The sequence below is a fragment of the Pseudonocardia xinjiangensis genome, assembly GCF_012911925.1.
Lineage (GTDB): Bacteria > Actinomycetota > Actinomycetes > Mycobacteriales > Pseudonocardiaceae > Pseudonocardia > Pseudonocardia xinjiangensis.
On record NZ_JAAXKY010000004.1, the window covers coordinates 37,919 to 62,049 of the forward strand.

Genomic DNA, 24,131 nt, shown 5'->3' on the forward strand with positions numbered 1-24,131 from the left:
TTTCCGTTGCTGTGCCCGTGGCGTTACTGTCTGTCGCCGACTGGTTCATCCAGAGCAGCAGTCTGCGCCGGATGCCCGCACCCCCGGGAGCGCTCCCGGCCGTCCCTGGCCAGCCATTCCCGGCCGAGCAGGACGAAGAGAGCGATCTCGATCGGAGCCCCCGCGTAGTACATGACCTGGGCCGCGGTCATCGCCTGATCAGCAGCGACACCCGCGGGAGGGTCGGCGTACACGAGCTTGGCGAGAACGTTGTGCGCCGCGACGGCGAGCACGAGCACCGCGGCCCGGACGGCGAGCCCGGCCCGGTGGGGGGCAGGGTCCGGGCCGACGAGCGAGAAGGTGACCAGGAGGCCGGCGAGCAGCACGTGCGCGTGCACGACCAGGTGCAGGAGCGGCTGCTGCATGCTCGCCTCGTACAGACCGGTCCGGTAGAGCACGTACAGGCCCCCGACCGAGAGCGTCGCCGCGACGACGGGGTGGGTCAGCACCACGAACGGGCGGGACCGGAGCAGCCGCGTGAGCGTGCGCGCCCACTCTGCCGGGAGGGCCCGCAACGCCAGTGTCACCGGCGCGGCCGACACGATCAGCAGCGGGGCCGCCATACCCGACAGCACGTGCCCGACCATGTGGAAACGGAAGTCGGTGGCCGCCCGGTCCGCGAGCGGGCCGGCCAGCGGGGCCGTCGCGACGGCCACCCCGATCAGGAACAGCACGGTCCGGCCGACCGGCCACTGCCTGCCGCGCCGCCCAGCCCGACGGTCGTGTGGCCGTGATGGCCCGTCATGCGCCGGCCGCCGCGCCGCGCGCCGTCCGCTGTGTCGTGACGATCAGGACGAGGCCGATGACGAGCAGGATCGCGGCGACGACGTTCCAGGTCAGGTCGTAGGGGACGAGGTCGACCGCGTAGCGGATCTGGTGCAGTCCGAGGACCTTGTGCTGGACGAGACCGTCGTAGAGCTGGAAGAACCCGGCGCCCGTCAGCAGCCCGGCCCAGAAGCGCCGTGACCAGAACGCCCGGTCACGGCGCAACGAGCTGACGAGCACGAGGCCGGCGACGGTGGCGAACCAGCTGAACGCGTGGAACAGGCCGTCCGACACGAGCCCGACCTCGGGGGTCGCCCGGTCGTAGAAGTGGTGCCAGTGCAGGATCTGGTGGAACACCACCTCGTCGACGAACGCGACCAGCCCGAGGCCGAGCAGGAGCCCGGCGGCGAGGTTACGGCCCGGCCGGGCCACCCTGGTCACTCCTTGTTGAGCTTGTCCTGCACCATGCCCGCGGTCTTCTCGATGCTGTTCGGCAGTTCGGTCGTGCCGTAGAACCGCGAGTCGGCGTGGGTGGGTGGCGGCATCGGGGCCGTGGTGGTCGGCCCGTCGTGGTAGGTGAACTCGCCCTTGCCGTCGGGGCTCGGTCCGCTGGCCCAGCTGCCCTCGGCGGCGGTCTTGCCGTCGCTGAAGTTCAGGTACTGGTAGGAGACCTGCTGGTACTCCTTGCTCTGCGGGAAGTTGCTCGGTGTGGGCATGAGCTCGTAGCCCTCCTCCTGCAGTTCCCGCGCGGCCGCAGCCCACTGGTTCTGGTGCATCGTGTCGCGCGCGATGAGGAAGGACAGCAGGTCGCGCACGCCGTGGTCGTCGGTCATGTGGTACATCCGGGCGGCCTGGGTGCGGCCCTGCATCTCGGCATTGGCGTTGGCGGTGAAGTCGGCCAGGAGGTTGCCGCTGGCCGTGATGTAGGAGCCCTGCCACGGGTTGCCGTTGCTGTCGACCGGCCGCGCGCCCGCGCCCGCCACGATCGCGTGCTGGACGTCCATGCCGCCCACGATGGCCGCCACGGTCGGGTCGTCCTGCAGTGCCTTGCCGGTGACTCCGACCGGGGCCTTCTCGAGCAGCTGCGCGATCATCGTCGCGAGCATCTCCACGTGCCCGATCTCCTCGGCCGCAATACCGAACACGAGGTCGCGGTACTTTCCGGGGATGTGCATGTTCCAGCCCTGGAACATGTACTGCAACGCGACGGTGATCTCCCCGTACTGGCCGCCGAGGAGCTCCTGCAGCTTGCGGGCGAACACGGCGTCGGGCTGGTCAGGGGTGGCTTTGAACTGCAGTTCCTGGCGATGGAAGAACATCGTGCTCCCTCTGGGGATGGCTCGGACCACACTCGTACGGGCCGTGGGTGCCCGGCCGTGGCGCGGCAAAACAGGCATTGGGGAAGAGATCTGGGATCCCTCGATCGGTCGTACCGATCGAGGTTCATGACCTCGTCCGTTCCCAGGCGGCCCCGAGGTGGTCCTTCAGCTGGATTTCCTCCGGGGTGCATCGTCAGCGCGGAGCCACGCTCGCGGGCGTGAAGCGGGCCGGACCGCGACGACCGAGGGGTGTCAGTGCGCCCTGATCCCGCTGTGGTCCCTCGCCCGTGATCAGGATGCGGCCGAGGTGGCCGGTGTGGGGGGCGGTTCCATGGCCGACGAGGGCCGCCCCACCAGGAACGACAGGCCGACCACGACGATCGAGATGACCGCTGCGACAAGGAACGCCGCGTGGGTGCCGACGGCGTCGATCGCTCCGGTCGGATCCGCGGACCCGAGCGTCATCACGGTGATGAACAAAGCCGTGCCGGCTGCGCCGGCCACCTGCTGCAGGGTGGTGACGATCGCGCTGCCGTGGGAGTAGAGCTCGCCGGGCAGCGATCCCAACGCGTCGGTCATGAGGGGGGTGAACATCAGCGACAGTCCGACCGTGAGCACCACGTGGATGGCGATGATCATCCACAGCTGCGATTCCGCGCCGAGCGTGGTGAACAGCCACAGGGCGACGCACAGCACCATCGCGCCCGGTACGACGAGCGGGCGTGCGCCGAACCGGTCGAAGAGCCGCCCGACCACCGGTCCCAGCAGCCCCATGACCAGGCCGCCCGGAAGCAGCGCCAGACCGGTGGCGAGAGTGGTGGCCCCGAGCACGCCCTGCAGGTAGAGCGGCAGCAGGATGAGCGCGCCGAACAGCGCCATCATGCTGATCATGACGAGGATGATCGCCACGACGAACGGGCGGTGGGAGAAGGGGCGCAGGTCGAGCAGGGCCCGGTTGTCAGCTTGCAGCCGGAGCTGGCGCGCCACGAAGACGACCAGCGCGATCGCCCCGATCACGATCGGGATCGCCGGCGTGAGCCTCGCTTCGCCGCGCATGGCGTCGCCGATGCTGCTGAACCCGTAGAGCAGGCCGCTGAACGCCACGGCCGAGATCAGGGCCGAAGCCACGTCGAGGGGCACCCGGCGGGTGTCGGCCGGAATCCGCAAGAGGGCGGCGCCGATGGCAAGGGCGATCGCCGCGATGGGGAGCACGATCCAGAACATCCAGCGCCACCCGAGCGCGCCCAGGATCAACCCGGACACAGTAGGACCGATCGCCGGGGCGACCGCGATGACGATCGTGATGGTGCCCATCGTGCGGCCTCGTCGATCGGCCGGCACCAGTCTCATCACCGTGGTGATCAGCAACGGCACCATGACGGCGGTGCCCGTGGCCTGCACGACCCGGCCGATCAGGAGCACCGGGAAACCTGGGGCGAGCGCTGCGATCAGGATGCCCGTGGTGAACAGCGACATCGCCGCGAGGTAGATCGACCGCGGCGGGAATCGCTGCAGCAGGTATCCGGTGGTCGGGATGACCACGGCCATCGTGAGGAGGAAGCCGCTGGTGAGCCACTGCGCGGTGCTCGCGCCGATCTCGAGGTCGGCCATGAGCGCCGGCAGCGCCACGCTCATGATCGTCTCGTTGAGGATCATGGCGAACGCCGATCCCACCAGCAGTGCGATCACGACCATGGCGCCCGGCGGCGGATCGGCGGACTCCGCTGTCGACAGCGCCGTCGCGTCCGTGGACGCGGCCGCTCCGCCCGTCGAGCCATGTTCTTCGGCAGTCACACTTTCTCCGTTCACGTCGGTTCCCCCCGGCCGCCCGCATCCCCTGGTGGCGGTACCGCTGAGAATAGAACTGTCAGCGATCGGACCGTCGCGGTGTGTACCTGGTTCGGGGAGTCGGCGCGCCAAGCCCTGCAGCAGCACAACGTAGAGTTCGCGGCACCCGCAGTCATCTCGATAACGCACTCCGCTGCCGGATACGGGAGGTCGCGGCATGACGTCCTCAGGCGTGCACCTGCGGGAGATCACCGACGACAACCGCGACATCGTCTGCGCGCTGCGGGTCCGAGGTGACCAGGAGCAGTTCGTCGCCTCGGTGGCCACCTCGCTCGACGACGCGGCCGACGAGCCCGAGGAGAATCCCTGGTACCGGGCCGCATATTGCGATGGCGAGCCGGTCGGCTTCGTGATGCTCTCGTGGAACGTTCCGGACGATCGTTCCGGAGTCGGGAAGTACTACCTGTGGCGGCTGCTCATCGACGAGCGCCACCAGGGGCGCGGGATCGGCCAGGAGGTGCTGACGCAGATCGTCGACCTGGTTCGAGCCGACGGCGCCACCGAGCTGTACACCAGTTACGAGCCGGGCGAGGGCGAACCGTGGCCCTTCTACCAGCGGTTCGGTTTCGAGCCCACGGGCGAGGTCGACGACGGCGAGATCGTCCTGCGGCTCACGCTGTCCGCTCGGTGAGCGCGGGGGTGGATCAGGTGAGGTCGTACCGGTCGAGGTTCATGACCTTGTCCCACGCGGCCACGAAGTCCGTGACGAACTTCTCCCGCGCGTCGTCGCACGCGTAGACCTCCGCGACGGCCCGCAGCTCGGAGTTCGAGCCGAAGACGAGGTCGACGCGACTGCCGGTCCACCTGATCTCGCCGGTGGCGCGGTCGCGGCCCTCGAAGGTCTCCGCGGCCTTGGACGTCGGCGTCCATTCCGTGCCCATGTCGAGCAGGTTCACGAAGAAGTCGTTGGTCAGCGTCCCGGGAGCCGAGGTGAAGACGCCCAGCGGGGACCGCGCGGAGTTCGCGCCCAGCACCCGCAGGCCACCCACGAGGACGGTCATCTCGGGCGCGCTCAGGGTCAGCAGGTTCGCGCGGTCGACCAGCAGGTACTCCGCGGGTAGCCGGTTGCCCTTTCCGCGGTGGTTGCGGAACCCGTCCGCGTCCGGCTCGAGCGCGGAGAAGGACTCCACGTCGGTCTGCTCCTGCGAGCAGTCCATGCGTCCCGGGGTGAACGGGACCCGGACGTCGTGGCCTGCGGCCTCGGTCGCCTGCTCGACGGCGGCGCACCCGCCGAGCACGATCAGGTCGGCGAGCGAGATCTTCGGGCCCCCGGTCCGGGCGCCGTTGAACTCCTCCTGGATCCCTTCCAGAGTGCGCAGCACCTGCGCCAGCTCGTCGGGGTCGTTGACCTGCCAGCCCCGCTGCGGCTCGAGGCGGATGCGTGCCCCGTTCGCCCCACCGCGCTTGTCGCTGCCGCGGAACGTCGAGGCCGACGCCCACGCGGTGGAGACGAGCTGGGCGACCGTCAGCCCGGAGGCGAGGATCCGGCTCTTGAGTACGGCGATGTCCTCGTCCCCGACCAGCTCGTGGTCCACGGCGGGGATCGGGTCCTGCCAGATCAGCTGCTCCCGGGGGACCAGCGGACCGAGGTAGCGCTGGATCGGCCCCATGTCGAGGTGCGTCAGCTTGAACCAGACCCGGGCGAACGCGTCCGCCAGCTGGTCCGGGTTCTCCAGGAAGCGCCGCGCGATCGGTTCGTAGACCGGGTCGAACCGCAGCGCGAGGTCCGTGGTCAGGACCGTCGGGGCGTGTGTCGTCGACGGGTCGTGGGCGTCGGGCACGGTGCCGGCCCCGCCGCCGTCCCTCGGAATCCACTGCCACAGACCGGCGGGGCTCAGCTCCACGTCCCACTCGAAGCCGAAGAGGGTCTCGAGGAAGCTGTTGTCCCACGTCGTCGGGGTGGGTGTCCACGTGCCGTCGAGCCCGCTGGTGATGGTGGCGGCGCCCGTCCCGGTGCCGTACGTGCACTTCCACCCCAGGCCCTGCTCCTCGATGCCGGCGCCCTCGGGTTCGGGGCCGAGGTAGCGCTCCGGGTCGGCCGCGCCGTGGGTCTTGCCGAACGTGTGGCCGCCCGCGATGAGCGCGACGGTCTCCTCGTCGTTCATCCCCATGCGCCGGAACGTCTGGCGGATGTCCCGGGCCGACGTGTAGGGGTCGGGGACCGTGTTCGGGCCCTCCGGGTTGACGTAGATGAGGCCCATCTGGGCGGCGGCCAGCGGCTTCGCCAGATCCCGGACGCCGGTGTGGCGCTCGTCGCCGAGCCAGGCGCGCTCGGGGCCCCAGTAGACGTCCTCGTCGGGCTCCCAGACGTCCGCCCGGCCGCCGGCGAAGCCGAAGGTCGTGAAGCCCATCGACTCCAGGGCGCGGTTGCCCGCGAAGACCATCAGGTCGGCCCACGAGATCTTGCGGCCGTACTTCTGCTTCACCGGCCACAGCAGCCGGCGCGCCTTGTCGAGGTTGCGGTTGTCGGGCCAGCTGTTCAGCGGCGCGAAGCGCTGCATGCCGGCGCCCGCGCCGCCCCGCCCGTCGTGGCTGCGGTAGGTCCCGGCGCAGTGCCACACCATCCGGATCACGAGCGGCCCGTAGTGGCCGAAGTCGGCGGGCCACCACTCCTGCGAGGTCGTCAGCACCTCGTCGATGTCGCCGGCGAGGGCATCGAGGTCAAGGGTCCGGAACTCTGTGGCGTAGTCGAAGTCCTCGCCCAAGGGGTTGGCCGCGGCCGGGTGCTTCCGGAGGATCCTCAGATCGAGCTGGTCGGGCCACCAGCCACGGTTGCTCCCGCTCCCGGGCGGCCGACCGTCAGCAGCGGCCGAGGCGTGGATGCCGAGGCCCACGCTCTTGTCGTATGTCTTGTACACGTCTGCCATGGTGGAGAACCGCCCTTGGTCCATCCCTGACACCGACGGCATGCGCGCGGCGGCTGCGTCGGTCGTCCTGTCTCGTCAGTCGTTCCCCGGGTGGGTCACTGACCGGCATTCACCACCCTAAATACCCTGCGGCGCCGCGTCATGTCGTTCACGGTCTCCTCCACGAACCCCGTGCGGGCGCGGGACCAGCGGAAGGTCCCCGGCCCGCGAGTCCGCGTTGGCGGCCTCGACGGCCCGGGCGACCAGGTCGTGGTCGGGCGAGAGGTGGCAGACCGGGTCGGTACGGGCGGCGTCGCCGGTGAGCTGGAAGGCCTGGCAGCGGCACCCGCCGAAGTCCAGCTCCCGCCGGTCGCAGCTGCGGCAGGGATCCGGCATCCAGTCCGTTCCCCGGAACGCGGTCATCACCGGCGACTCGGCCCAGATCCGCTCCAGCGGGTCCTCGCGCACGTTGGCCCGCGGCAACGGCAGGGACTGGGCAGCAGGACAGGGCAGCACGTCGCCGTTCGGCGTCACGGTCAGCTGCCGGGAGGCCCAGCCGCCCATGCAGGGCTTCGGGTAGCGGCTGTAGTAGTCGGGGATGACGTAGATGACGTCCATGAGGTCGCGCAACCGGTCGCGGGCGGCCCGCACGACGAGCTCGGCCGCTTCGAGCTGCTCCCGGCTCGGCAGCAGCGCGTCGCGGTTGCGCCAGGCCCAGCCGTAGTACTGGGTGTTGGCCAGCTCCACCCGGTCGGCGCCCATCTCCTCGGCCAGCCGCAGCACGTCGGCGACGCGGTCGATGTTCTGCCGGTGCAGCACCACGTTCATGGTGAGCGGCCAGCCCAGCTCCTTGACCACGCCCATGGCCTCGATCTTGCGCCGGAAGGACGGGGTGCCGGCGATCCGGTCGGACACCGCCGGCTCGTCGGCCTGGATGCTGACCTGCACGTGGTCCAGGCCGGCGGCCAGCAGCTGCTCGGCCTTCTGCCTCGAGAGGCCGAGTGCGCTGGTCACGAGGTTGGAGTAGAGGCCCAGATCATGGGCGGTTGCCACGATCTCCACCAGGTCGCGCCGCAGCAGCGGTTCGCCGCCGGACAGGTGGCACTGCAGGACCCCCAGGTCACGGGCCTCCACCAGCACCCGTCGCCACTCGTCCGTGGTCAGCTCGTCGGAGTAGTCGGCCATGTTCAGCGGGTTGGAGCAGTACGCGCAGGCCAGCGGGCAGCGGTAGGTGAGCTCGGCCAGCAACCCGAAGGGGCTATCCATCGGTGTTCTCCCCACTCCGGGGAAGCTCCACGCAGCGCCGGGCGACGAGCTGGGTCAGGTACCGCCGCACCTCCTCGTCGGGGACGGTCCGGTACCGCGCGCCCAGCTCGGCCACGATCTCGGCCACGGTGCGCCGCCCGTCGCACAGCTCGAGGATGCCGGCGCCGGTGGCGTTGAGCACCACCACCGTCTCGGGGAGCAGCAGGATGGGCTTCTGCCGGGTCGGGCAGAAACCGAGCCGGACGTGGCGCGCCAACCGCGGCCGGTCCGAGCCGGACACCCCGACGCGGGGTCGGGCCGCGGTTCCGGCTCGGGTCGGCTCCATGGCGATCACTCCGGGTAGGCCTGGTCGATGGCGTCCATCAGGCTCCACAGGACGTCGCACTTGAACGACAGCGCGTCGACGGCACGCGCCTGGGACTCGGCGGACAGGCAGTGCTCGGTGACCACCTCCATGGCGTGCTCGCAGTCGCGCGGGGCCTGCTCGAGGCGGGCGCGGAAGTAGGCGAGACCCTCGGGGTCGATCCACGGGTACCACCGCTCGAACGCGGCCAGCCGTTCCGCCATCAGGTCCGGGGCGAACAGCTCGGTGAGCGAGGACGCCACCGCCTCTACCCACGGGCGGGTCCGGGTGAAGTTCACGTAGGCGTCGACCGCGAACCGCACCCCGGGGACCAGGTGCCGGTGGTCGCGGATCTCCTCGCGGGTCAGCCCGGCGGCCTCGCCAAGGCGTAGCCACGCCTCGATGCCACCTTCGCCTGCCGCGGTGCCGTCGTGGTCGACGATCCGGCGGATCCAGCGGCGGCGGACGTCGACGTCGGGGCAGTTGGAGAGGATCGCCGCGTCCTTGCGGGGGATGTTCTCCTGGTAGTAGAAGCGGTTGGCCACCCAGCCCTGGAGCTGCCGGGGGCTCAGCAGGCCGGCGTTCATCCGGACGTGGAACGGGTGCTGGTCGTGGTAGCGCCGCGAGTGCGCCCGCAGCGTCTCGACGAAGTCGTCGGCGCCGGCTCTCGTCGTTCCGGTCGTTGTCGTCACGGGCCCTGTACCTCGATCTCGAGGCCGTCCATGGCCACCTGCATACCGCTGTCCTCCACAATGCGCCGCTCGGGCGCGTCCTCCAGCAGGATCGGGTTGGTGTTGTTCATGTGCACGAAGATCGTCCGCCGCACGCCGAGCGACGGGAGCTGCGCCAGGCTGCCGTCCGGGCCGTCGATGGGCAGGTGGCCCATCTCCCGGGACGTCTTGCCGGCCAGGCCGAGCCGCATCAGCTCGTCGTCGCGCCAGCAGGTGCCGTCGATCAGCAGGCAGTCGCAGCCCGCGATCTCCGATCGGAGCGCGGGCGTCAGGGACTGCACCCCCGGCAGGTACACCAGCGTGCCCCCGCTGCGGTCGTCGGTGAGCCGGTAGCCCACGACGCGGCCGTCGTCCACCCCGGTCCCGAAGCGGGCCCGCTTGGTGGTGGGCACGTCGAACGCCCGGCAGGACAGCCCGTCGGCCAGAACGAAGCCGGCGCCGGGGACCACCGTCCGCCACTCGACCGGGCAGTAGCGCTCGAGCGTGCGCAGGATCCCCGAGCCGTCGGACAGTGTCTTGTGCACCGCGGGGGTGGCGTACAGCCGCACGGCGCCGGCCTCGCGCAGCAGGAGCAGGCCCAGCGTGTGGTCCAGCTCGGCGTCGGTGAGCAGCACCCCCTCCAGCGGCGTCTCCCGCCGGCCGTGCGGGTGCAGGCCGGGGAAGGCCTCGATCTGGGCGCGGATGTCCGGCGAGGCGTTGACGACGAACCACCGGTTGCCGTCGGCGCTCACCGCGACCGACGACTGCGTGCGCGGTGGGGCGGCCCCGGAGCGGACGGCGGCACACACCGGGCAGCCACAGTTCCACTGCGGAGAACCACCCCCCGCCGCCGAGCCCAGCACCCGCAGCAACACCCTCGGCACTCCATCTGTGGTCGGTCCGAGCCGGTGGAGGGGCGCCGCACCGAGGTCCGGCGCCGCCCCACGTCCCGCCCAGGAGCGCGCTGAACGACCGGAGTCGTTCAGCACCCTCCTAGTCCTCCATCTGAGCGATGTACATGGTCACCTCGGGTGCGACGCCGATCTCCTCGAACTCCGGCGTCTCCCACACAGCGAGCTGAGACTCCACGGATTCACCTCCTCTCGGCTGATTCCGGCAGGTTCCCGTCATAACGCTATGACGATTCCTCCGGCAGCGCGAAGGCGATCAAGGCGCTTCCGTGACCCGCACCGAGCATTCCGGGGAGGAATCCCTCGGCCCAGCCGCCCCAACCGACCGGCACGGCGACGTACTGCTTGCCGTCGACGCTGAAGGTGGTCGGACTGCTGTGGTGGCCGCTGCCGCACTGGAACTGCCACAACTGCTCCCCGGTGCTGGCGTCGAGCGCGACGAACTCACCGGAGGGCTTCCCGGCGAACACCAGGTCGCCGCCCGTGGCCAGCACGGACGCGCACATCGGAAGATCGTTGCGGTAGCGCCACTTCTCCTCGCCGTCGGCATCGAACGCGCTGATGGACCCCGCCATGTCATCGATGTCCACCTGAACGCCCGCGCCCCAGTACGGGATGCTTTCCTTGAACTCCCGGCGGCGGCGGGTGGCCGTTGCGCCGGTGTCCTGGACCGGGACGTAGAAGAGCTCGGTCCTCGGGCTGTAGGCCGCGTGCGTCCATTCCTTGGCGCCGGCCGGGCCCGGGTAGAAGTGGACCGGGTCCCCCTCCTTCTCGGGGTACACCTTCGCCGTCACCTGGCCGTCCCGCGTGATCGCTCCCCAGGTGATGCGGTCCACGAAGGGGGTGATCTGGACCAGTTCGCCGTTCGTGCGATCGACGACGAAGAAGTAGCCGTTCTTGTCGAAGTGGCCGAGCAGCTTGCGCCCCTTCGACTCGAACAGGATGCACTCCGCGATGCTGTCGTAGTCCCACAGGTCGTGCGGGGTGCACTGGTAGTGCCACTGGATCTGGCCACTGTCCGCGTCGACGGCGACGATGCTGTCGGTGTAGAGGTTGTCGCCCTCGCGGACCTCGCCGTCGAAGTCGGGCGCCGGGTTGCCGGTGCCCCAGTACAGCAGGTTGGTCTCCGGGTCGAAGGTGCCGGTGAGCCAGCAGTTCGCACCACCACGCGCCCAGGCCTCACCGTCGGCGGGCCAGGTCTCCGAGCCGGGCTCCCCGGGCTTGGGCACCATGTAGCAGCGCCAGCGGTGCTCCCCGCTCTCGACGTCGAACGCGTCGAGGTGACCGCGTACGCCGAACTCCCCGCCCGAACTCCCGACGATGACCATGTCCTTCACGACCAGCGGCGCGCACGTGGCGCTCTCCCCGGCTCGCACGTCCCCGTAGGTCTTGTCCCAGACCCGCTTGCCGTTGGTGGCGTCGAGCGCGATCACGTGCGCGTTCGCCGTGACGAAGAAGACCTTGCCCTGCGCCACCGCGACGCCACGGTTCACGTTCCCGCAGCACAGTGAGACGTCGTAGGGGATCGCGTGCTTGTACCGCCAGATCTCCACGCCCGTCTTGGCGTCGAGGGCCCATACCCAGCCGTCCCAGCCGGCGACGAACATGACTCCGTCGACGACGATCGGGGCGGCCTCGAACGAGTAGGTCGACGCACCCGCGATCATGCCGGTCGTGCCGGCCTGGAAGATCCACGCGGGGCGGAGATGCTTGACGTTCTCCGTGTTGATCTGGTCCAGCGGGCTGAACCGCTGCCCGTTGTAGGTGCCGTAGTAGGTGAGCCAGTTGTGGGGCTCCGAGGCGGCGTTGCGGATGCGCTCGTAGGTGACGTCGGCGACCACCGGCGGCGCGACCTCCGCCCCTGGGGTCTTGTAGTTCAGCGTTGCCTGGTTGACTGCCTCACCCGCGTCGACGTATTCGACGGTCATGTCCTGCTCCTTTTTACGGTCGCGGCTGTTCGGGGCGGTCGAGGCGGGCCTCCGGCGGAACTTCCCCCAGCACGACGATCGCGCCGGTCAGTCCCCGTCCCTCGTCGTTGCCCGTGGGTGAGCTGAACCAGTAGTAGCCCGGGCCGTCAAGGTTGAGGGTCGCCCGTCCGCGTGAATGGTTCACCAACCAGATGAATTTCCTGTCGCCATTGTTCGGCAACAGCGCGCAGTGCGTGTTCAGGTCGTCGTTGATGAGCTCGAGCTCGAGATCACCTCCGTGTGGCAGGACCAGAACCGACGGATCCCAGCACAGTTCGTCAGGGTTGATCCGAATTGTGGCCTGCATGGTGCCATTGGCTCGCTCGGTTGCCTGGCCGACGTTTCCGGTGGCCAACAATCGACCGATGGTCGCCCTGTTCTGTTCTTTCAATCCGAGCTTGTCGAGCAGATCGGATCGATCCCCAGCAGTGGTTGTCATACCCCTCACCTTCCGGAGCGCCCTAATTCAAATTGTGAACGCTATCACAGCGGTATATAGCGGTCAAGCCCCCGAAGGTCCTTCAATTTGATTAACCGTGCGGCGTTTCCGCGACCTGTGGGCGGGGTACGCGCGGCGCAATGATCAAATAGCGATCTGGCGGTTTGATCAATTACCTGCGGAGCGATTCGATCAATTTCCAGGGCCGTGATCTGATCCATTTCGCCCACTGCGCCGGGCGAGGGTGTGGCAGGTGGAGGACGGTCGCTGTCGGCCGTACGCCGAGCCGCTCGACGAGGCGGAGGATGCCGCGCACGTGCTGCTCGGCCGGGTTCGCTCCGGGTGGGTGGGTGGCGGTCCGAGCCGGCGACCGGGCACGCCCGCCCGGCGCCGGGTCCCGTGTCCGCAGGTTCGTCGGAGCGACTTCCGGTGCCCGGGTCGCGAAAGATCGCAGGAATTCCCCCGGTGCGCCCAGCCGTCGGGCGAGCCGCTCGACCGAGCCTCCTCCAATAGTGCGCAGAATAGTCCGGCGACCCAGCCGTGCGTGACTCTCGACACTGGCCGCCAACGGTCTCCGGACGGCCCGGCGGCGCCTCCCGCGAAGGACTACTCTCGATAGCGCGGCTCTTTCCGGCCCACTCGAACGGATCCTTTTCTCGCCCCGCAGGAGTTCCATTGTCCGTACGCGATCGCGGCCGTCTCGTCGTGCCGCCCCAGCCCCAGGACTTCCCTGGAAGTCCACTCAGTCGGGCGTGGCGGCAGCCGCTGATGCTGGGCCTGTTCCTCCCGCTGCAGACCGGCGGATGGTCGCAGTCGACGCTGCCGCGCGGCACCGACTGGACCTTCGCCTACAACCTGGAGCTCACGCGCCGGGCGGAGGAGTGGGGGTTCGACATCGCGTTCGGCCTCTCGCAGTGGCTGCCCATGGGCGGTTTCGGGGGAGAGACCGGGTACCGGGAGAACTTCCTCGACCCCTTCGTCTCCGCGGTCGCGCTGGCCTCGGCCACCCGGTCGATCCTGCTCCTGGGCACCGTGCACGTCCTCTACGGCCCGTGGCACCCGCTGCATCTGGCCAAGTTCCTCGCCACCGCCGACCACATCTCCGGCGGCCGCTTCGGGGCCAACATCGTCACCGGGTACGCGGGCAACGAACCGGCCATGTTCGGCATGACCCGTCCCGAGCACGACAAGCGTTACGCCATGGCCGACGAGTTCGCCGCCATCTGCGAGGACCTGTGGGCCGGTGCCGACAACCTGACCTTCCACGGTGAGCACTGGTCACTGGAGGAGGCCTACGTGTCTCCGCGGCCCGCGTTCGGCCGGCCGATCCTGGTGTCGGCGAGTGGCTCGCCCGCCGGGTTCTCCTACGCGGCAAAGCACTCCGACATCGTCTTCGTCTCGAGCCCGGCCGGTGAGGACTTCGACACGGCGATCGCCGCGATGCCCGCCCATGTCCGGAGCGTGAAGGACGCGGCACGGGCCGAGGGCCGTGAGGTCCGGGTCGTGATCAACCCGACCATCGTCACCGCACCCACCCGGGACGCCGCCGAGGCCCGGTACCGGGCCATCTCCGACCACGCGGATCTCGAGTCGATCCGGAACTTCACCGGGCGCCATGCCGGGGGCGACAGCCGGTCCTGGCTGGAGCACAGCGCGCGGGGCCGCGCGGTCGGGGGCCACCTGCACGTGGTGGGCTCGCCAGCGGATGTGGCCGACAAGCTGGCCCGGCTGCACGAGTCGGGGATCGACGGGGTCCAGATCACCTTCTACGACTACGTGCCCGAGCTGGAGTTCTTCGGCCAGGAGGTGCTCCCCCTGCTGGAGAAGGCCGGGCTGCGGGTGCCCCGAGAGGCACCCTGACCCGGTCAGCCGGTGGCCTCCGCCAGCCGCGGCCCGATGATCTTGGCGAACGCCTCGACGTCGGTCTGCGGCAGGTCGTAACCGCTCTCGGCGGTGTGCGACGGGAAGAAGAACACCCTGCGCACGCCGGACTCCTCGTGTGCGCGCAGCAGCCGGTCCGCGCAGTACTCCGGCGGCCCGAACAGCCCGAACGCCTCGGACACCCGCTCGGCGAGCTGCGGGGAGAGCGAGCCGGGCTCGTGGTCCTCGGGGATGTCGATCCCCGCCGCGCGCAACCAGCGCAGGTTCGCCACGCTCGGGTAGTTCAGGAACGGCTGCCCGGGCCGGAAGTACCGGCGCGGCCACTCCCGGGCGGTCTCGAAGTCCTCGATCGCCGTGGGCACGATGAAGATCTCCTCCACCGACTCGACCGGACGTCCGGCCCGGGCCGCGCCCGCGCGCACGTGCTGCCGGGCCGCCTCGATCCCGTCGGGGTGCAGGCCGACCATCATCACCACCCCGTCGGCCACCTCCCCGGCGAGCTCCAGCATCTTCGGGCCAGCGGCCAGGATGAAGATCTTCGGCGCGGGCGCCGCCACGTTGTTCATGCGCAGCTCCTGGCCGTCCACCACGGCGGGGCGCCCGGCCAGCAGCTGCCGCAGAGCGGTCACCACCTCGCCGAGCTGCTGGCGCCGGGCCTGCGGCTTGCCCGCCTTCTCGACGGACAGGAACCCGGGCGCGAGGGTCAGCAGGATCCGGCCCGGCGCGATCTCCGCGAGCGAGTTGGCGGTCGCGCCCAGCACGAGCGGGTGCCGGGTGACCGGGTTGGTGGTGGCCGGGTACAGCGTCAGCCGGTGGGTGGCGGCGGCAGCCAGCGTGAGCGCCACGTAGACGTCGCGGCCCGAGTGGTGGTGGTCGTGCACACCGACGCCGTGGAAGCCGGCGTCCTCGCAGGACCGGATGAAGTCCATCAGCTCCGGCAGCGGGCGGCCGACCGGAACGCGGATGTCGACCTCGATTGCCATCGTTCTCCTACTCGTACTGCTGGCTCGAACTGGTGGGTGGGGCGGGACGGGCTGCGGTCAGCCGGGCAGTGGATCGCCCTTGGTCTCGGGGAGGAAGAACACCGCGATCATGCCGATCAGGTAGATCGGCGCGAAGATCGCCGCGGCACGGCCGAAGCCGCCGAGTGCCGTGGCGAGGGTGCCGGTCAGCACCGCACCCACCATTGCGATGTAGCGCGAGCCGCTGAACACCATGCTGATCGCCGTCGCGCGGTGCGCGGTGGAGAACAGCTCGGGGGTGTGCACGGTGTACCAGCTGTAGACGCCGCCGGTGAGGAAGCCCGCCACCAGCTGCAGCCACGTCGCGGCCACGGCGCCGTGCACGGCGAGGAACACGATCGGCACGATCACCAGGCAGCCCACGAAGTAGGCCTGGATCGTGGCCTTGCGGCCCCAGGACTCCGCGAGGAAGCCGAAGGCGATGCAGCCGGCGATCTCGCCCGCGTTGTAGAGCGCCGCCGCCCAGCCGGTGAAGAACGCCACCCGGCCCGGGTCGTGCACGAGGCCTCCCACGAAGCTCGGGAGGTACGAGCTCACGGCCCACCAGCCGCCGGTGATCGCGATCGACACCACGAGCGCGCCCAGGAAGTTGCGCCGCACGCCGGGCCGGAGCAGGTCGGCGATCGAGGTGGCCGAACGCCGGGTGGCCGACCAGAGCGCCGACTCCGGGATGTGCTTGCGGACCAGCAGCACGAGCAGCAGCGGCAGGATGCCGAAGAGGTACATCCAGCGCCACGACAGCTGCAGCGTCGAGCCGAGCAGCACCCACAGCGCCGACACCAGCAACCCGCCGAGCGAGAAGCCGCTCTGCAGCAGGCCCGCACCCTTGGCGCGCCACCGCTGCGGCCACACCTCCTGCAGCAGCGAGGTGCCCACGCCCCACTCGGCCCCGATGCCGACGCCGGTGAGGAACCGGGCGATGCCGAAGATCCACCAGTTGCCGGCCAGCGCGGACAGCGCGGTGAACACGCTGTAGACCACCACCGCGACGATCATGGTGCGGCGGCGGCCGAGGCGGTCGCCGACCATCCCGCCGAGGATCCCGCCGGTGGCCCACCCCGCGAGCGTGATCGCCACCAGGTAGCCCTGGTAGGCGGGGAGGTTGTGCAGCTGGTCGACCGGCAGCAGCTCGGTGAGCGTGGGCCGGGCGGTGATCAGCAGGACGAACGTGTCGTAGCCGTCGGCCACCCAGAACACCAGGGTGAGCGCGAGGATGCCCCACGCGCGGCGGTCGAGCCTGGTCGCCGGCTCCGCGAGCAACGGTGCGGTCATGTCAGATCCGTGAGTCGGCGCGGGTGGCGGGGGCGAACAGCTCGGTCATGTCCGGTGGCGCGGCGACGAGGCCCTGCTCCGCGAGGTACCCGGCGAAGGTGTCGAGTGCCGTCCGGTTCGCGTCGAGCCCGTAGGGCCACGGGTCGGCGCCGAACACCTCCTGCTGACGCTCCAGGGCGTCGAGCAGGAACGGCATGGTGTAGCGCAGCGCGGGCTTGTCCGCCGCGCCGGAGAGGGCGAAGCGTTTGGCCTCGGTGAACGCCTTGTACAGGCTGCGGGCCACCCAGGGGTGCGCCCGGTCCACGTCCGCCCTGACCACGAGCATGTGCATGATCGGGAAGATTCCGGTTCGGGTGTAGTACTCCACCTCGCGCGCCGCGTAGTCGGGCCACAGCCGCCGCACCTGGTCCCCGCTGCGGAACACCGAGGGCACGCGAGGGGCCATCAGCGCGTCGATCGAGCCGTCGAGCAGGGCCTGCGACAGCGTGTTCCCGACGTGCTCGATGCGCACCCAGTCGGGCAGCTCCAGCGCCTGGCGCTCGACGCGTCCCGGCTCCTCCAGCCCGCCGGTGCACCAGACGATGCCGGTGGTGTCCACGTCGAAGTCGTGGTGCAGCAGTGCCCTGGCCCACACCGCGGCCGTCATCTGGTACTCGGGCACGCCGATCCGCTTCCCGGCCAGGTCGCGGGCGTCGGTGATGTCGGAGTCCTTGCGGACGTACAGCGTGGAGTGCCGGAAGCTGCGGGACAGGAACACCGGCACACCGACGAAACGGTCGTCACCGCGCGCGTGGGCGATGGCGTAGCTGGACAGCGACATCTCGGCGGCGTCGAACTCGGCGTTGCCGAGCATCCGCCAGAAACACTCCTCGGGCTCCAGCGTGATGAGGTTCAGGTCGATGCCCTCGGGCCGGACCCGGCCGTCGGCCAGCGGCCAGGTCCGGTCGTAGTCGCCACAGGCGAGCGTCAGGGGAACGCGCGTCATGGTCTTCCTCATTCGTCCAGGTAGGTGCGGATCACCGAGAACCGGAGGTACTCGTCGTTGATGTGCGCCACGGTCACGGCGACGGGCTGCTCGTCGTCGCGGATGTGGGTGTGCCGCAGCCGCAGCAGCGGCTGGGTGGCGGGGATGTGCAGGGTCTGCACCAGCGCGGGGGAGGGCAGCACCGGCCGCACCTCGGCCACGGAGTAGCAGACCGGTGGCCCGAGGTGGGTCTCCACGAACTCGAAGGTGGACCGCCCGGCGTCGCGCTGTTCCGGGTTCTCGCCGAGCAGCGCGGCCGGGACGAGATCCACGCTGTGCACGGCCGGCTCGCCGCCCGCGTCGAAGACCCGTTCGATCTGCAGAGCCGGCGTTCCGGCGGTGAGCTCCAGAGCGGTGGCGTCGTCCGCGCCCAGCTCGACGACGCGCTGGTCCACGATCCGCACCGACGGTTCGTGGCCTGCCCGGCCGAGCAGGTCGACGAAGGCGCCCGCCTCGGCGAGGTTGGCCCCGACGCCGAGCGCGTAGCGGTTGATGAAGGTGCCCCGCCCGTGCAGGCGGCGGATGCGGCCCTCCTGCTGCAGCGCCTGCAGCGCCGACCGCAGGGTCGCCCTGCTCACGCCGAGCGCGGTGGAGAGCTCGGCCTCGGACGGCAGCCGCAGCGTCCCCTTCGCGCCGAGGCGGATCACCACCTCGCGCAGCTGGTCCCGCACCTGGCGGTAGCAGTCGGTGGTGACGGTCTCGAGCTGCAGCACGTCGGCCAGAGCGCTGTCCGTGGTCTTCCTGATGGCCATCAGGTCACCCGTCCGACCGCTCGCCGATCGGTCCGTGGTAGCCGCGGAGCCACTCCACCAGCTCGGCGAGCCTGCCGACGATGTGGTCGTGGTAACGCTTGCCCTTCTCGTCGGACAGGCCGAGCGAGGAGCTGAAGCTGCCGGACGGGGTGAAGACGCGCTGCTCGTCGCCCGACCAGATGATCTCGACGCCGTCCGGGGCGGGGCCGAACAGGTCGTTGCCGACGAACCCGCCGAAGACCTCCTCGAAGTCCACGGAGGCGTCGGTCAGCCGGTCGGTGCGGATCTTGCCGGGATAGCGGTAGTGCACGTGCGAGAGCTCCAGCTCACCGGCGTGGTGCTCGTTGGTCTCCTTGATCGTCGGAGCGCTGGAGCGGGCCAGGTGCAGCGGGTCGGCGACGGCGAAGAGCACCTGCGGGAGCTCCTCGTCGTGCAGCACGCGCACCGCGCTGTTCAGGGCCGGAAGGTTCGAGCCCTTGTGCCCGTTGAGCAGGATGATCCGGTCGAACCCGTGGCGCGCCAGGCTGCGGGCCACGTCGCGGATCAGCAGGGTCAGCGTGTCGGGGCGGATGGTGATGGTCCCGGGGAACGCGCCGTGGTGCGACGAGTCGCCGTACCAGATCGGGGGTGCCACCAGCACGCCCGTGCGCTCGGCCACGTCCTCGGCAAGCGTCATCGCCACGTAGGAGTCGACGCCGAGCACGCCGGCGGGGCCGTGCTGCTCGGTGCTCCCAACGGGCACGATGACGATGCGCTCGTGCTGGAGGTAGGAGTCAACTTCTTCCCAGGTCAGGTCCTGGATCCAGACCGAGGGTCGGTCGGCGGTCATGGCGACTCTCACTTTCGAAGGGTAGACGTCTGACGTCTAACCTAGACTCGCTCGAGGCCGAGAGCGAGGAGTGTGATGGACGGCGCGACCAGCACGGATGAGTCCACCGACGGGGAACGCCGGGCGGTGCGGCTCCGGGTGCCTCCGCTCCTGGGGGCCGCCGTCCTGATGGCGATGAGCGCGGCCGGTCCCGGCTTCATCACCCAGACCGCCTCGTTCACCGTTCTCTACGGTGCCTCGTTCGCCTGTGCGGTGGTGGTGTCGATGCTCATCGACATCGCGGTGCAGATGAACGTGTGGCGGATCCTCGGGATCTCCGGCCAACGGGCTCAGGACCTGGCCAGCAAGGTCTTCCCCGGCGCGGGCCAGGTGCTCACCGTGTTCGTGGTGCTGGGCGCAATCGTGTTCAACATCGGCAACATCGCGGGCGCGGGCCTCGGCCTGCACGACCTGCTGGGCATCGACAGCCGGATCGGGGCCGCGATCAGCGGCTGCCTCGCCATCGCGATCTTCCTCGGCAAGGCGGTCTTCACCGCCGTCGACCGGGTGATGGTGGTGCTCGGCCTCGTCAAGATCTGCCTGATCATCGTCCTGGTGGTGGTCACGGCTCCGCCGGTGGGGCAGGCCGTGGTTGGCGTCGTGGCCCCGCACGGGCTGCCGTTCCTGCCGATCCTCACCCTCATCGGCGGCACGGTCGGCGGCTTCATCACCTACTCCGGGGCCCACCGGCTGATCGACTCGGGCATCACCGGGGCCGACAACGTCTCGCGGATCAACCGCGGGGCACTCACCGGCATCCTCGTGGCGTGCGTGCTGCGGATCGTGCTGTTCCTCGGGTTCTTCGGGGTGGTGGCCACCGGGGTGCACCTCGCCAACGCCAACGACGCGGCGGGCTCGAGCTTCCTGGCCGCGTTCGGCCCGGTGGGTCTGCACCTGTTCGGCCTGGTGTTCTGGGCAGCGGGGATGACCAGCACCATCGGCAACTCCTACACCACCGCGACGTTCCTGCGGTCCTACGCGGCTCCGATCCGGCGGCACATGAACCGCACGGTGATCGTGCTCGTCGCGCTGGCCACCGTCGTGTTCGTCGCCGCCGGGCAGACGCCGCAGTCCATGCTGGTGTTCGCGGGAGCCATCAACGGCCTGGTCCTGCCGATCGGCCTGGCCATCATCCTGTGGGTCGCGCTGCGCCGGCGAGACCTCATCGCCCACCACACGTATCCGAAGGTCCTGCTCGGCGCAGGCGTCGCGGCCTGGCTGTTCACCGCCTACGCCGCGGTGGTGTCGCTGACGTCGATCGGATCGATCTTCCACTGAGGAGCACCATGACGATCCAGGCCCCGACCGGCGCCGCTGACGCCGCCCCCGCCACGATCAGCCCCGCGCAGGCGCGCAGCCGGTTCCGCGCCGGGGCACGGGTGCCCACCGCGGGCTGGGCTCCCGGCTACGCCCAGGCCAACATGATCATCGTCCCGCGGGAGTACGCCTACGAGACGCTGCTGTTCGGGCAGCGCAACCCCAAGCCGTGCCCGATCATCGACGTGACCGAGCCCGGCAGCCCGTACACGGCGCTCGCCGAGGGTGCCGACCTGCGCACCGACCTGCCCGCCTACCGCGTCTGGCGCGACGGGGAGCTGGTCGACGAACCCGACGAGATCACCCGCTACTGGTCCGACGACCTGGTGGCGTTCCTCATCGGGTGCAGCTTCACCTTCGAGACGCCGATGCTCGCCGCCGGCATCGAGGTGCGCCACATCAGCGCCGGGAGCAACGTGTCGATGTACAGCACCAACCGCCCCTGCCGCCCCGCCGGGCGGCTGCGCGGGCCGCTGGTCGTGTCGATGCGGCCCATCGCCGCCGACCGCGTGGCCGAGGCCGTGCGGATCAGCGGCCGGTTCCCGGCCGTGCACGGCGCGCCGGTGCACATCGGCGAGCCGGAGGCACTGGGCATCACCGACCTGTCGAAGCCCGACTTCGGCGACCCCGTGGAGATCCGCGAGGGCGAGGTGCCGGTCTTCTGGGCCTGCGGGGTCACGCCGCAGGCGGCGATCATGACGTCCCGGCCGCCGTTCGCGATCACCCACGCGCCGGGGCACATGTTCATCACCGACGTGCCCGACCACACCTACGCGGTCTGACCGCGGAGGCTCATTCCGGCCAGTCGGAGCCCAGGATCACCTCGACGAAGTCACCACGGCGGAAGCCCGGCACGAAGTGGGCGAGCACGTCGGCGTTCACGGTGCCGAACGTGGTGGCCGGTCGGTCCTTCATGCCGTCGGTGAACGCCGCGAGGATCTCGTTCTTGAAGTTCGGGCGCGGGTGCGCCGCGACGACCGCGGCGCGCTGCGCGTCGGTGATCGCGTCGTAGCCGATCCCGAGCACGTCCAGCTCGACCCCGCGGGTGACCAGCGCGATCTCCGGCGCCATGTGCAGCGGGGTCTCCGGGGTGGTGTGCAGCGCGATGGCGGTCCACACGAGCTCGGCGTGCGAGGCGTCGAGTCCGTGCTCGAGCAGGAACCGGCGCGCCTCGTCGGCCCCGTCGATCTCGAAGCGCTGGTCGGTGCGCCGGTACGTCGTGGTCAGCCCGAGGTCGTGGAACATGGCGCCCACGTAGAGCAGCTCGGGGTCGAACTGCAGTTTCTGCTCCCGGCCCCGCAGACTGGCGAACAGGTAGACCCGCCGGGAATGGTGGTAGATCAACGGAGGTGCCGCCTCGCGCACCAGCTCGGTGGCCTCGGCGACCAGTCGGGTGTCCGGGATCTCGATGTCGGAAATCGTCTCTGTCATGCGTCCAGCATCGTCGGTGGCGGCATCAGGCACCATGTCGTCAGGGACGGGACAACCACAGATCCGGACACGGGCGGAGGACGGGGCGTGGCACCACATCGGGTCGGGATCCTCGTGTTCGACGGGGTGACCATGCTCGACGTCAGCGGTCCGGCCGAGGTGCTGGGAAAGGCATGCCAGTTCGGCTCGTCCTACGAGGTCGTCCTGCTCTCCCCGCGCGGGGGCGACGTGCAGACCTCGGCCGGGCTGCGGCTCGGCCCCACGACGGCCGCCCACGAGGTAGGCGCGTTGGACACCGCGATCATCGCCGGCGGCGACCGGCTGCCGGTGCAGCTCATCGAGGAGGAGCTGCTCGCCGCCGCCCGGCTGGTCGTCTCGGCGGCGGGCCGGGTGGCGTCGGTCTGTACGGGGGCGTTCGTGCTGGCCGCGCTCGGGGAGCTGGACGGGCGCCGCGCCACCACGCACTGGCGCCACGCGGAGCGCCTGGAGCGGCGGTACCCGAAGGTGCTCGTCGAACCCGACGCGATCTTCGTGGCGGACGGCGAGGTGGTGACCTCGGCCGGGGTGAGCGCCGGCATCGACCTCGCGCTGGCACTGGTGGAGCACGACGAGGGCGCGGAGGTGGCGCGGCAGATCGCCCAGGAGCTCGTGGTCTTTCTGCAGCGACCGGGGGGCCAGTCCCAGTTCTCCGTGGCCACCACCACGCCCGTGCCCCGGAGCGCGCCGATCCGGGCACTGCTCGCCACCGTGGTCGCCGCCCCGGACGGCGACCACTCGCTCACGGCGATGGCCGCCGCCATCCCGACGAGCACCCGCCACCTGGCGCGCCTGTTCCAGGACGAGGTGGGCACCACCCCGGCGCGCTGGGTGGAGCGCACCCGGTTGGAAGCGGCTCAGCGGCTCCTGCTCGAAGGTCACAGCATCACCGCTGCCGCCCGGCGCAGCGGTCTGGGCAGCGACGAGTCCCTGCGCCGTGCCTTCGGCAGGCACCTCGGCATCACCCCGACCGAGTACCGGCAGCGGTTCGCCAGCACACGGCGGCAGCCGAGCCGGCCGTGAGCGATCACGACGGCTGATAGCCGCCAGCGGGGCACCGGTCCGGCCGGACAACATCAGCGAGTGACCACGACGACGACCGCGTTCCGGATCCACACCGTTCCCGACGAGGTCCTGCACAGCGCGCGGAACAGCGGGGCCGATGCCTTCGGCACTCCCGTCGAGCATGTCACCGCGGAAGGCGACGAACCTCTGCGATGCTGCCTGCGCGACGCCCGGCCCGGCGAGGAAATGATCCTCTTCGGCTACGAGCCGCCGATCCCGTCCAGCCCCTACCGCGAGATCGGGGCGGTCCTCGCCCACGCCGAGCCCTGCGCCGGCCCCGACAGCCTCGAGCGCTACCCGCCGGACTGGTACGGCCGCCCCCAGGTCCTGCGCGCCTACGACCACCGCGGCTGGATCCACGCCGCCACGACGGACCACGACGGCCGGCACCCCGAGGCGCTGATCGCCGCACTGCTCGCCGAGCCCGGTGTGGCGCAGATCCACAGTCGCAACAGGAACTGGGGCTGCTGGATGTTCACCATCACCCGAGCGGAGTGACCCCCCGGGCGGCGCGCGGTCAGGCCCAGCTGGGGTTGTCGGCCGGTTCCTTCACGGTGACGTTGAGGCGGTTGAAGAAGTTGATCGTGGCGATCATCAGGACGATGCCGGCGAGCTGTTGCTCGTCGTAGTGCTCGCCTGCCGCGTCCCAGACCTCGTCGGGCACGCTCTCGCCGGGGTGGTCGGCGAGGCGGGTGGCGCACTCGGCGAGCGCCAGCGCGGCGCGTTCGGCGTCGGTGAAGAACGGCGCGTCCCGCCAGACCGCCACGGTGGCCAGCCGTTCGGCGGTCTCGCCCGCCTTCTCGAGCACCTGCACATGACCGACCACACAGGCGCTGCAGCCGTTGATCTGACTGGCTCGCAGGGCGACCAGTTCGAGGGTCGAGCCGGGCACGTTGCTCCGGCTCGTGGCCGTGAGCAGGTGCTGGATGCCCGTCATGGCGTCAGGGAGGACGAGAGCCGGGTTCTTCATGCGTGCGGTCATGCTGGTTCTCCTCGGGGTGTTGGTCGTG

At 70.3% G+C, this 24,131-nt stretch carries 24 protein-coding genes and 1 pseudogene; 6 read left to right on the forward strand and 19 right to left on the reverse strand.

Annotation, left to right across the window (positions count from 1 at the left end):
* Positions 1-23 precede the first annotated feature (23 nt).
* From HF577_RS02660 to HF577_RS02675, 4 genes and pseudogenes are all read right to left on the reverse strand, one after another.
* Positions 24-746, reverse strand: a pseudogene (locus HF577_RS02660) (cytochrome c oxidase assembly protein); the annotation flags it as partial.
* A 34-nt stretch (positions 747-780) separates the two neighbouring features.
* On the reverse strand, positions 781-1,236 hold the full coding sequence (locus tag HF577_RS02665; protein ID WP_312858908.1) for a DUF2243 domain-containing protein: 456 nt from the start codon (positions 1,234-1,236) through the stop codon (positions 781-783).
* A 5-nt stretch (positions 1,237-1,241) separates the two neighbouring features.
* Positions 1,242-2,123, reverse strand: coding sequence for a manganese catalase family protein (locus HF577_RS02670; protein WP_169394085.1), 882 nt, complete (start codon positions 2,121-2,123; stop codon positions 1,242-1,244).
* A 291-nt stretch (positions 2,124-2,414) separates the two neighbouring features.
* A complete protein-coding gene (locus tag HF577_RS02675) occupies positions 2,415-3,818 on the reverse strand; it encodes a DHA2 family efflux MFS transporter permease subunit (RefSeq protein ID WP_169394163.1) in 1,404 nt (467 codons plus the stop codon).
* Between the two features lie 310 nt (positions 3,819-4,128).
* Here HF577_RS02675 and HF577_RS02680 point away from each other — a divergent pair, with 310 nt between their 5' ends.
* Positions 4,129-4,602, forward strand: coding sequence for a GNAT family N-acetyltransferase (locus HF577_RS02680; protein WP_211173706.1), 474 nt, complete (start codon positions 4,129-4,131; stop codon positions 4,600-4,602).
* Between the two features lie 13 nt (positions 4,603-4,615).
* Here the strand turns inward: HF577_RS02680 and katG are convergent, their stop codons facing one another.
* From katG to HF577_RS02720, 8 genes are all read right to left on the reverse strand, one after another.
* Positions 4,616-6,793 carry a catalase/peroxidase HPI gene (gene katG, locus HF577_RS02685; RefSeq protein WP_312858913.1) on the reverse strand — a complete coding sequence of 726 codons (2,178 nt, stop codon included), beginning with the start codon at positions 6,791-6,793 and terminating at the stop codon, positions 4,616-4,618.
* A 162-nt stretch (positions 6,794-6,955) separates the two neighbouring features.
* Positions 6,956-8,083, reverse strand: a complete 1,128-nt coding sequence (pqqE, locus tag HF577_RS02690) for a pyrroloquinoline quinone biosynthesis protein PqqE (protein ID WP_169394087.1) — start codon at positions 8,081-8,083, stop codon at positions 6,956-6,958.
* Positions 8,076-8,408: a pyrroloquinoline quinone biosynthesis peptide chaperone PqqD gene (pqqD, locus tag HF577_RS02695; RefSeq protein WP_169394088.1), complete on the reverse strand. Its 333-nt coding sequence runs from the start codon at positions 8,406-8,408 to the stop codon at positions 8,076-8,078. Before pqqD ends, pqqE begins: the two co-directional genes overlap by 8 nt.
* A 5-nt stretch (positions 8,409-8,413) precedes the next feature.
* The gene (gene pqqC, locus HF577_RS02700) at positions 8,414-9,118 is read right to left on the reverse strand and encodes a pyrroloquinoline-quinone synthase PqqC (RefSeq protein WP_169394089.1); all 705 of its coding nucleotides are present in this window, start codon (positions 9,116-9,118) and stop codon (positions 8,414-8,416) included.
* Positions 9,115-10,011 carry a pyrroloquinoline quinone biosynthesis protein PqqB gene (pqqB, locus tag HF577_RS02705; protein WP_169394090.1) on the reverse strand — a complete coding sequence of 299 codons (897 nt, stop codon included), beginning with the start codon at positions 10,009-10,011 and terminating at the stop codon, positions 9,115-9,117. The genes pqqC and pqqB overlap by 4 nt, the downstream gene beginning before the upstream one ends.
* Positions 10,012-10,129: 118 nt before the next feature.
* On the reverse strand, positions 10,130-10,225 hold the full coding sequence (gene pqqA / locus HF577_RS02710) for a pyrroloquinoline quinone precursor peptide PqqA (RefSeq protein WP_312858909.1): 96 nt from the start codon (positions 10,223-10,225) through the stop codon (positions 10,130-10,132).
* Between the two features lie 46 nt (positions 10,226-10,271).
* Positions 10,272-11,975, reverse strand: coding sequence for a PQQ-dependent dehydrogenase, methanol/ethanol family (locus HF577_RS02715; RefSeq protein WP_169394092.1), 1,704 nt, complete (start codon positions 11,973-11,975; stop codon positions 10,272-10,274).
* Between the two features lie 13 nt (positions 11,976-11,988).
* A complete protein-coding gene (locus HF577_RS02720; RefSeq protein ID WP_169394093.1) occupies positions 11,989-12,453 on the reverse strand; it encodes an MSMEG_3727 family PQQ-associated protein in 465 nt (154 codons plus the stop codon).
* Positions 12,454-13,221: 768 nt separating this feature from the next.
* On the opposite strand from HF577_RS02720, the gene HF577_RS02725 reads away from it, so the two are divergent.
* Positions 13,222-14,313, forward strand: coding sequence for an LLM class flavin-dependent oxidoreductase (locus HF577_RS02725; protein WP_169394094.1), 1,092 nt, complete (start codon positions 13,222-13,224; stop codon positions 14,311-14,313).
* A 5-nt stretch (positions 14,314-14,318) separates the two neighbouring features.
* Here HF577_RS02725 and HF577_RS02730 read toward each other — a convergent pair whose 3' ends face one another.
* Genes HF577_RS02730 through HF577_RS02750 form a run of 5 tightly spaced genes read right to left on the reverse strand, consistent with a single transcriptional unit; the run spans position 14,319 to position 19,245 of the window.
* The gene (locus HF577_RS02730; RefSeq protein WP_169394095.1) at positions 14,319-15,317 is read right to left on the reverse strand and encodes an LLM class flavin-dependent oxidoreductase; all 999 of its coding nucleotides are present in this window, start codon (positions 15,315-15,317) and stop codon (positions 14,319-14,321) included.
* Positions 15,318-15,374: 57 nt separating this feature from the next.
* Positions 15,375-16,628 carry an MFS transporter gene (locus tag HF577_RS02735; RefSeq protein ID WP_169394096.1) on the reverse strand — a complete coding sequence of 418 codons (1,254 nt, stop codon included), beginning with the start codon at positions 16,626-16,628 and terminating at the stop codon, positions 15,375-15,377.
* A gap of 1 nt (position 16,629) precedes the next feature.
* Positions 16,630-17,613, reverse strand: coding sequence for an ABC transporter substrate-binding protein (locus HF577_RS02740; RefSeq protein WP_169394097.1), 984 nt, complete (start codon positions 17,611-17,613; stop codon positions 16,630-16,632).
* A gap of 8 nt (positions 17,614-17,621) precedes the next feature.
* Positions 17,622-18,404, reverse strand: coding sequence for a GntR family transcriptional regulator (locus HF577_RS02745; protein WP_169394098.1), 783 nt, complete (start codon positions 18,402-18,404; stop codon positions 17,622-17,624).
* A gap of 4 nt (positions 18,405-18,408) precedes the next feature.
* Complete coding sequence (locus HF577_RS02750) at positions 18,409-19,245, reverse strand: creatininase family protein (RefSeq protein ID WP_211173707.1); 837 nt, start codon at positions 19,243-19,245, stop codon at positions 18,409-18,411.
* A gap of 63 nt (positions 19,246-19,308) precedes the next feature.
* On the opposite strand from HF577_RS02750, the gene HF577_RS02755 reads away from it, so the two are divergent.
* A complete protein-coding gene (locus HF577_RS02755; RefSeq protein WP_169394099.1) occupies positions 19,309-20,550 on the forward strand; it encodes an NRAMP family divalent metal transporter in 1,242 nt (413 codons plus the stop codon).
* 56 nt (positions 20,551-20,606) lie between these two features.
* Positions 20,607-21,371, forward strand: coding sequence for a putative hydro-lyase (locus tag HF577_RS02760; RefSeq protein ID WP_312858914.1), 765 nt, complete (start codon positions 20,607-20,609; stop codon positions 21,369-21,371).
* Positions 21,372-21,381: 10 nt separating this feature from the next.
* On the opposite strand, the gene HF577_RS02765 is transcribed toward HF577_RS02760, so the two are convergent.
* A complete protein-coding gene (locus tag HF577_RS02765) occupies positions 21,382-22,020 on the reverse strand; it encodes an HD domain-containing protein (protein WP_169394101.1) in 639 nt (212 codons plus the stop codon).
* Between the two features lie 87 nt (positions 22,021-22,107).
* Here HF577_RS02765 and HF577_RS02770 point away from each other — a divergent pair, with 87 nt between their 5' ends.
* The gene (locus tag HF577_RS02770) at positions 22,108-23,079 is read left to right on the forward strand and encodes a GlxA family transcriptional regulator (RefSeq protein ID WP_312858910.1); all 972 of its coding nucleotides are present in this window, start codon (positions 22,108-22,110) and stop codon (positions 23,077-23,079) included.
* Positions 23,080-23,139: 60 nt separating this feature from the next.
* Positions 23,140-23,619, forward strand: coding sequence for a DUF1203 domain-containing protein (locus HF577_RS02775; RefSeq protein WP_169394103.1), 480 nt, complete (start codon positions 23,140-23,142; stop codon positions 23,617-23,619).
* A 19-nt stretch (positions 23,620-23,638) separates the two neighbouring features.
* Here HF577_RS02775 and HF577_RS02780 read toward each other — a convergent pair whose 3' ends face one another.
* Positions 23,639-24,103, reverse strand: a complete 465-nt coding sequence (locus HF577_RS02780; RefSeq protein WP_169394104.1) for a carboxymuconolactone decarboxylase family protein — start codon at positions 24,101-24,103, stop codon at positions 23,639-23,641.
* Between the last annotated feature and the right edge of the window lie 28 nt (positions 24,104-24,131).